The 7,910-nt window shown below is 40.7% G+C and carries 7 protein-coding genes; all 7 read right to left on the bottom strand.

Translation table 11 applies throughout. The features are described 5' to 3' along the window. Window positions 1–412 precede the first annotated feature (412 nt). Window positions 413–1,762, bottom strand: a complete 1,350-nt coding sequence (locus AC1DRQ_RS10215; protein WP_477424123.1) for a MutS-related protein — start codon at window positions 1,760–1,762, stop codon at window positions 413–415. An 18-nt stretch (window positions 1,763–1,780) separates the two neighbouring features. Next, window positions 1,781–2,533 (bottom strand): glycosyltransferase family 2 protein, encoded by a 753-nt coding sequence (locus AC1DRQ_RS10210; RefSeq protein ID WP_477424121.1) that lies wholly within the window; start codon window positions 2,531–2,533, stop codon window positions 1,781–1,783. Further along, the gene (locus AC1DRQ_RS10205) at window positions 2,526–3,818 is read right to left on the bottom strand and encodes a glycosyltransferase family 4 protein (protein WP_477424119.1); all 1,293 of its coding nucleotides are present in this window, start codon (window positions 3,816–3,818) and stop codon (window positions 2,526–2,528) included. The genes AC1DRQ_RS10210 and AC1DRQ_RS10205 overlap by 8 nt, the downstream gene beginning before the upstream one ends. 43 nt (window positions 3,819–3,861) lie before the next feature. After that, entirely contained in the window at window positions 3,862–4,761 is a 900-nt protein-coding gene (locus AC1DRQ_RS10200) for a glycosyltransferase family protein (protein ID WP_429400193.1), read from the bottom strand. 12 nt (window positions 4,762–4,773) lie between these two features. Then, the gene (locus AC1DRQ_RS10195) at window positions 4,774–5,547 is read right to left on the bottom strand and encodes a class I SAM-dependent methyltransferase (protein WP_477424118.1); all 774 of its coding nucleotides are present in this window, start codon (window positions 5,545–5,547) and stop codon (window positions 4,774–4,776) included. A gap of 90 nt (window positions 5,548–5,637) precedes the next feature. Continuing rightward, complete coding sequence (locus AC1DRQ_RS10190) at window positions 5,638–7,134, bottom strand: lipopolysaccharide biosynthesis protein (protein ID WP_477424117.1); 1,497 nt, start codon at window positions 7,132–7,134, stop codon at window positions 5,638–5,640. An 8-nt stretch (window positions 7,135–7,142) separates the two neighbouring features. Then, window positions 7,143–7,907 (bottom strand): TylF/MycF/NovP-related O-methyltransferase, encoded by a 765-nt coding sequence (locus tag AC1DRQ_RS10185; RefSeq protein WP_477424115.1) that lies wholly within the window; start codon window positions 7,905–7,907, stop codon window positions 7,143–7,145. Between the last annotated feature and the right edge of the window lie 3 nt (window positions 7,908–7,910).

Here is a 7,910-nt window from a genome sequence, read left to right as displayed (position 1 = left end):
GGCCCTCGGAGGACCTATTTATACCGAAAACAAAAAGAAACCGGCTGCTAAACCGKCTGCAAAGCCAGCTGATAAAAAAGCATAACGGTTTATATTCATTCATAAAAAAGGCGATGAGTTTAAACTCATCGCCTTTTTTTGTAGCTTAAATTCTAAAAATCTTCCAAATGAAAGCTATCTTATACCGCTATCTTTTTAAAAATGTCATTTCGATAAGCAGGGGTGATTGTGTAGTGGGGCGAAGAGAAATCTTGTATGCCATGCATTTCACACGTTCGAAACAGGATGTATAAGATTTCTCACCCTCTCCCTTGCTGTACCCACCCCAGGAGTGTTCGAAATGACAATGTTTTTATTTCTTCCCAACACCTGTGGTCACAGACGAGCGCAAGTCTTATTTTGTACGCTCTACCTAAGATCGATTTTCCTTTATCGATGCATTTTCCAAAATCTCCAGGATACCTTCATTTTTGAAAATGAAAAAACCCAATGTTTCGTCCGAAATGCCTTCCCTTATCTTATATTCAAAAACCAATTTGCCGTCCTCAACTCCCGAAGCAAAATATCGAAACGAGATATTGGTATATTGTTTAAGTGCCACAGCTATTTCAACAATATGGGTCGAGATCAGGAACGCGCTATTCCTGATCTTTGATAAGGCCGTAATGGTTGCCAGCGATGCGTCATAAGCATCCTTTACGTTGGTTCCACGAAATAATTCATCAAAAATGATGAACATATTATTATGCTCCAGTATCTTACCAGCAGTTTCCTTTACCCTTTTAACTTCGCTATAGTAATGACTGTAACCACTACTAATATTGTCAGACAGGTTGATGGTGGTGATCAATCCGTTAAATACACTGGTTTGCATACTATCTGCGGGTATCGGAAAACCGATATGCGCCAGATACACAGCCAAACCCAATGATTTTAAAAAAGATGATTTACCAGCCATATTAGCACCAGTTAAAAAAACAAGATTCTTTTCCCGGTCAATACTGACATCATTTTTAACCGCGTTTTTTATACAGGGGTGATACAATTCAGTGATCTGAACATAGGCATTTTTACTATCGCAATATTCCGGAAAACAGAAATTGTTGCGGGTTGCAGCTTCGGCTACCGTAATATAAACATCTAATTCATAAACAATATTAATCACCGACTTTATGGCCCGCAATTCCTGTTTCCTGAATAAATTATCATAATAACCGATCTCAAAATAGTTTAATTTCTTATCGGCATCTGCGATTATGAGCCTTTCTATACCCTTTATTGCAAAAAATTCTTTCAGCCTTTCAACAATGGCAGCAATATGCAAAGGAAGTTTTTTATCCAACAGCCCGTTATAAAATTGCCGTATGGCCCTTAGTAACCTGGAAACATCATCAATGCCCTTTGTGACCACATAATAATCATTATTATGGCTAAATTTATAGCTAATCCCCTTTGCAAAAGCATCTACAATATTGGTACTCATAGCCCTAATATTAAAAGCAAGGTAGTGCTCAATAAAATCAAGATCATTTTTACTTAAAGGAAGTAGGGGTTGGTTATCATAAAAATATTTGATACAATCGCGTCGGGAATTGAGCACCCGGATATCATTTGACGGAGTGCTCATCAACTCGGTCAGCTTCCTGCTTCCCCCAAACGTACTTGCGTGATCAAAAAAGTTATAAACGGCTATTTTATGCCGGGCATTATTAAATATCTGCAGGTCATTAATGGTTTGCTTGTCGACCTCGAACTGAGCCATTGATTGCGGTTATTTAGGTTAATCATTCGTCCGCTTATTTTTGAGCCAATACCAGCCCAGGTTAAAAGCGATCACGAAATGATTTAAAACGGTGGGAACCAGTCCGTAGTATCGTTTCATAATATTAAAACGTTCCTGCAAACTTTGGCGGTGTTTCTTTTTCGACATACCCCCTACCAGGTATTTAGCAACGTACTGGTTTACGTTCACAATTTTACGGGCCTTTTTCGCCGCGCTGATAATCCAGTCTATATCTGCGCTGAGCTGGTACCGGCTATCATAGGGCCCCGTTAATGCCCGCCTGATGTATATAGCCTGGTGACTGATGCTCATGCCATATTTAAAATCGCGCCAGGTAAACGCGACAGGTGCCTGATGCCTGCGCTGCCCCAGGCTTTGGCCGTTATCGTCAATCATTTCGGTTTCGCCATAATAAATATCGGCATCATCGGCAGCGGCAAAAACATTGGCTACGGTATCAGCAGCATAAAACTCATCGCCCGAGTTCATGAAGATAACATAGTCGCCGGTAGCTACAGCCAAGCCTTTATTCATGGCGTCATAAATACCATTATCCTTTTCACTGATCAGTTTGTCGATGCGGTCCTTATATTTATTGATCACCTGCAGCGTGCCATCTTTTGACAGCCCGTCGACAATAATATATTCGATGTTGGTATAAGTTTGCCCAAGAACAGAAAGTATGGTGCGCTCAATATCGCGCACGTTATTGTACACTATGGTGATAACGCTTAGTTTGGGATTAAACATCAGTACCTCCCGTTCCCTTGTTGTTTAATAAACTTTCGTAAAGCGTTATATGTTTTTTGGCGATAACCTCTTCCGAAAAAGTGTCCATTACCGTTTGCCTTGCCTGTTGCTGAACTTGCGCGCTGTCCGGGTGTTTAATGATCCACTCCATACCATCTGCAAAGCTCTCTGCCGAACGATAGGTTGCCAGGTAGCCATTGTATTCATGCTGTACCATATCGGGTATTCCACCTGTGGTAAATGCTATTACCGGCGTTCCGCAGGCCAGGCTCTCCATTACGGTATAAGGTAAGTTATCTTCCAGCGATGGGATCAGGAAAGCATCGGCGGCGGCATAGTATTGTGCCAGTTGCTCATCGTTATTAATGGTACCTAAAAAACTGGTCTTGAACGGAAAATCGGGTACACCTTCGGTGCCTCGGTTACCAAATACTACCAGCTCTATATTATCGGCAGCAGCACCTAAACGCTGTTTTAGTAGTTCCATACTTTCCAGCAGGTATTGTGTGCCTTTATGCAGATCCTTGCGCGAGGGCATAAATCCGCTCAGGAAAATAAATTTATCTGTTGGCAAGCCGGCTTTTTCCTTTGCCTGATTTTTTTCTGCGGGTTTAAAAATATCGGTTTCAAGCGTGTTGGGGATCTGATGTACATTCTTGCCCTGCATCAGGCTGCTCATTTTTACGGATGCCTGCATCCATGAACTGGGAGCTGCAATGRCAAAATCCAATACCTCATAAGCTTTGTGTTTCTGTTTCCAGATCTGGTGCGATATATCATTATCCGATGCATGAATAAGCAGCGGACAGTTACCGCATTGGCGCTTATAATGATCGCAGGTATAACGAACGTGGCAGCCACCGGTAAAAGCATTGCTATCATGAAACGTCCATACAACGGGTTTATTCAATTTAGCGATCTCTGCAATATGTTTTGGATCTAAAAATCCGTGATTGATCCAGTGCAGGTGGATAATATCAGCATTTTTAACATCGGGATGGTGGATAACCGAGCGACCAAACCAGGCGAATGAAAAAGGGGTGCGCTGCAATGGCTTTAAATATCGTTTAGCCAATAAGCGTTCTAAAATGATGGTAGCCGCTGTATATGACTTTTGGATCAGGTTGGAGTTGAAAGTTCTGATCAGTGCGTTTTTCCCGAATTTATAATGAACTATGATCTTCGAATCAATATTTTGGCTAAGCAGTGCACGGTTAAGGCGCATACAGCCCCTGCCTGCTCCGCCATTTCCGTCATAGGTATTCAGATGCACTACTTTCAACATGCCTCAAAAATACATTTATTCATCTGAACCTAAATAACCGAAATTAGCGCATCCGCTGTTTAACAAATCTTACGGCGCGTTGCAGTAAATTACCCTTACGGTGTGCCAAAAAGTATTTTATAGCATGATACGCCCGTTCGTCTTCCTCGATTACATCGGGGAATTTTTTAACAGGTTGCTGCGAAATATGCACATCATACATGTTCTCTCTATTAGAATGCACACCCGTACCATCATGCCCAATATTATTGATAAAGGAACGTGACGGATTTAAAGTAAGACCGCCCTTTAAAAAGATAGACGCATACCAGCGTATGGCCCATGAATTGTTTTTACCTGCCTTAAATTCCTGCACCTGTCGCCAAAAGTTCATTTTGCCTTCAATAGAAAAGCGAATGATATCTAACGTATCAAACTGTGCTATCAGTTTATCAATATCGGGCTCAAAGTTATTCCAGGCACGGGCCCAGGTGGCCCATCCCCAGCTGCTGGCAGCGCGGTAAAAAAAAGACTCGGGCAAACCTTTATCCTTTAAATTATACATATAAGCGCCTATATGCATCACTTTTTCTTCGTTGGCATAACGGGTTAGCGCTTCATTAAAATATTGCAGGGCATAAGGCGACGACAGCAGATCGTCCTCAAAAACAATTACTTTACCATACTCATATACCAACTGAGTAACCCCGCTGATGATGGATTCGGCCAGCCCCAGGTTATGACTCCTTTCAATTACCTTTACCGATTTAAAACCGGTAGTTTCTTTGGCCAACTGCCTTACCTGCTCCACTTTGTCGCGGTCGGCATCGGTTTTGGCGGCATCACAAAAAATATATAATCTCGACTCATCTGCCAGTGTGTTTTTTTGCAAATGGATCAGGGTACGGCGCATGTGGTCGGGCCGGTTATAAACAAATAAGGCAATAGGGGCAAGTTGCTGCATGGGTATAAAAGATCAGAATAGTTCGGGTTGCTGGCTGGCTTTTTTACACAAAACGGTATAAGCGTTCGCAAATTGTTCACTTACCTTTTTTCCGAAAATTTTTCCTAAACCCTGCTTAACTGCAAACTCGGCTGTGATACGCAAATTGCTGACAAAGCTCTTTGGTTTTTTTTGATTAACATAAGTATTAAACCGGGTTACTTTAGGTTCGGTCATGGATACAAGATCATTTTCAATTTCAAAACCTTCGGTACGCAGCAAATAACGGAGCGATGTTGGGGTATATACATTGATATGCCCATAAGCCAAAAAATGCTTTATACGCCTGTCAACACCTGCCCTATAATCACGCGGTACTTCAATAACACATTGTTTGGCTACCMGTTTAATTTCGCGCAGCAGCATGCGTTCATGCTCCACATGCTCCAACACATGCGACAGGATGATCAGATCAAAGCTATCATCGTCAAAGGGCAGTTTATAACCATCAAATACCTGTACAGCTTTTAAATTTTTTATATCGCGGGATTTAATGTATTCAACCCCGCTTGCTGATATTTCAACCGCCTGATATTCGGGAGCAAAATTTTGATCCGACAAAAATTTCAGGATACTGCCATCGCCGGCGCCAACCTCCAGAACATTAGTAAAGGTTAGTCCACGGCACACCTCTATAATATGCTGAGCCTTGTATTCAGCGCTCATCATACGCCAGGCTTCATCGTGCTTTTGATAAAATTGATCGTATGCGGTTTTAACGTTTCCGCTTATAATTGATTCCTGCATAGTTTACGAAGGTAAAACTATAGTGTAATGTTTCCTTTTCAAATAAATAAAAAAAAATACGAATGGTTTTTTATTTGACAGCTTTTATGGTCATTTAATAATGGCCTTTAGTTTAACCAGTGTTGAATCTATCTTTTCATTCAGATCATCAGAGATATGAAAATAATAGGTTATTAAAATATAGACCACTGCCGTTAGCCCGCTACGCAGCACAATATCCAAGTATAAATTAGGCATACGCCAAAAATATTTGCCAACTACATAGCTTAMTAAAGTAATGGCTATTACCAAAAGGTGCTTATAATTAAATGGCTGCATTTTAAAGCGATATTTGATATACAGCCAGGTTCCAAAATTTAAACCGGTAATGGTTATAAAATAGGATATGGCCGCACCCATGCCTTTGTATTTTGGTATCAACAAATAATTTAGCCCAATGCAAAATATGCTGGCCGCTAAAACAAACCCGGTAATTAACCGGTACTTATGCGAGGTTGTAATGATATAGGTATTTAGTCCACCAGTGATATCGACTAAAAAGCCAAGACCTATCACCAAAAAAAGACTAAAATATTTTGGATCAGTAAAATCCTTATTTCGTGCTATGGCATATAGGTTTTCCCTGTTTATGATAATACCTATAAATAGTAAACATCCAAATACCATTTGAATGATGGATGTTTTGGTATAAACCTCGGCAATGTTTTCCATGTTTTTTGATTTCCATGCATCCGCGACAATAGCGTAGGTTGTTCTGCTTAACGCCTGTGCCGGGACACTGATCAGCAATGCAATATTAAAATACCAGCTATAAACACCCTGCACGGAATCGCCGGCTATTGAACTTAGCATCAACGTATCTACCTTTTGCAATAGCACATATACAGCACTTGCCACTAAAGTAAACAAGCCAAAATTCACGATCTCTTTCTTTTTTATGGTTTTAAAACTGTAGTCATTTACACCATAAGCGAATTTCCCTGTGGTTGTAAGGCTTATCAACAGTAACAGCGATATTAAACCGTTGCTGCCTATGTAAAGAAATATAAAATCCTCAAAACTTATCCACTTCGCTGCTATCATTAATAAATAACCGGTGGTAAGCAGGCGCAGTAAAATGTTTTGTAAAAAGTTGGAGTAAATGGTTTGATATATTACCCGGCCAGTCATTTCGAGGTAGTTGAAAGCCACTACAAAAAACGAAAGCGGGATGAGGTAATAATAGTATTTAGCAAAAAAAACCGAGTTATCTGCATAGGCTCCTAATATAACCGGCTTCAATATAATATAAAGAACCGTGGCAGCAGCAAAGCCCAATAGCGATAAACCAGCAACCCAGTGGATGAAGCCATTATGCCTGCGATCCTCAGTACGATAAAAAGGGAAGTATTTAGCTATAATGCTCGGTACCCCCATGGAGGCAACCAGGGAGTATAAAACTGATACACTTATAATTAAGTTATAAAAACCATATTGCGAGGTGTTGGTAAAAAAAGGAAAAAGCAAAACAGTATTGATGTACGCTACTACCATACCTGTGTATGACAGAATAGTGTTCTTATAAACCTGTTTTTTAACTATTCCCATTTCTATATTTAGTACTTAACCCCAATCCTTCCGGTATAATCAATGCGGTTAAGCAATAACGGAAGTTTTTGCGCTTCAATATATTCGTCAACGGCTTTGCGGGCACCTTCCCAATGGCCATAATCATCAATGATGATAACGCCGCCCGGTACCAACAACGGATAAAGATGCTTAAGCTCATGCGCGGTTGATTCGTACCAATCCGTATCAAGCCTTAATAAGGCTATTTTACCCGGAATATTTTGCGGTATAGTATCCTCCACTTTACCTTTTACATAATGAACCAGTTTTGATGGATAGTTGAGTGTACCCACATTGTACTGCACTTCTTCAAGGGCCGAGTAGCACCAAACAGAGGTTGGATCTTCTTTAGCACTGCTATTCATCAACTCATCGGCTGCAGTACCCGTAAACACTTTATCATGCTCCGTAGGTTCAGACATCCCTTCAAATGTATCATAAAGGTATATATCCCTTGATGTGTCACCTGTATTTATCAATGTATCAATAGCAGCCATCGTGCTTCCACCACGCCAAACACCACATTCTACAAAATCGCCCTTGATGTTATTTTTTACCAGGTAGTTTACCGCATTGCATAATGATGCTATACGCTCTGGCGTGGTCATGGTATATTGTTTTACCTTATTATAGGTATTCAGTGTGGCTTTGTCAAAATCGGCAGGAAGGCCATCAACAACCAGGCGCTTATCCGGCTTTACCAGATCATAGCCAAAATTATTAACCATTGAGCGCACTATTTTCCTAATCATATT

Source organism: Mucilaginibacter sp. P4_E8 (assembly GCF_056401495.1).
The sequence above is the reverse complement of the archived record's forward strand: the minus strand, read 5'-3'. Positions and strand labels throughout refer to the sequence as shown.

What these genes read in the sequence shown, in the direction of transcription:
- AC1DRQ_RS10185 (WP_477424115.1), bottom strand. Translation starts at nt 7,907, where the DNA reads ATGATTAGGAAAATAGTGCGCTCAATGGTTAATAATTTTGGCTATGAT.
- AC1DRQ_RS10215 (WP_477424123.1), bottom strand. Translation starts at nt 1,762, where the DNA reads ATGGCTCAGTTCGAGGTCGACAAGCAAACCATTAATGACCTGCAGATA.
- AC1DRQ_RS10200 (WP_429400193.1), bottom strand. Translation starts at nt 4,761, where the DNA reads ATGCAGCAACTTGCCCCTATTGCCTTATTTGTTTATAACCGGCCCGAC.
- AC1DRQ_RS10210 (WP_477424121.1), bottom strand. Translation starts at nt 2,533, where the DNA reads ATGTTTAATCCCAAACTAAGCGTTATCACCATAGTGTACAATAACGTG.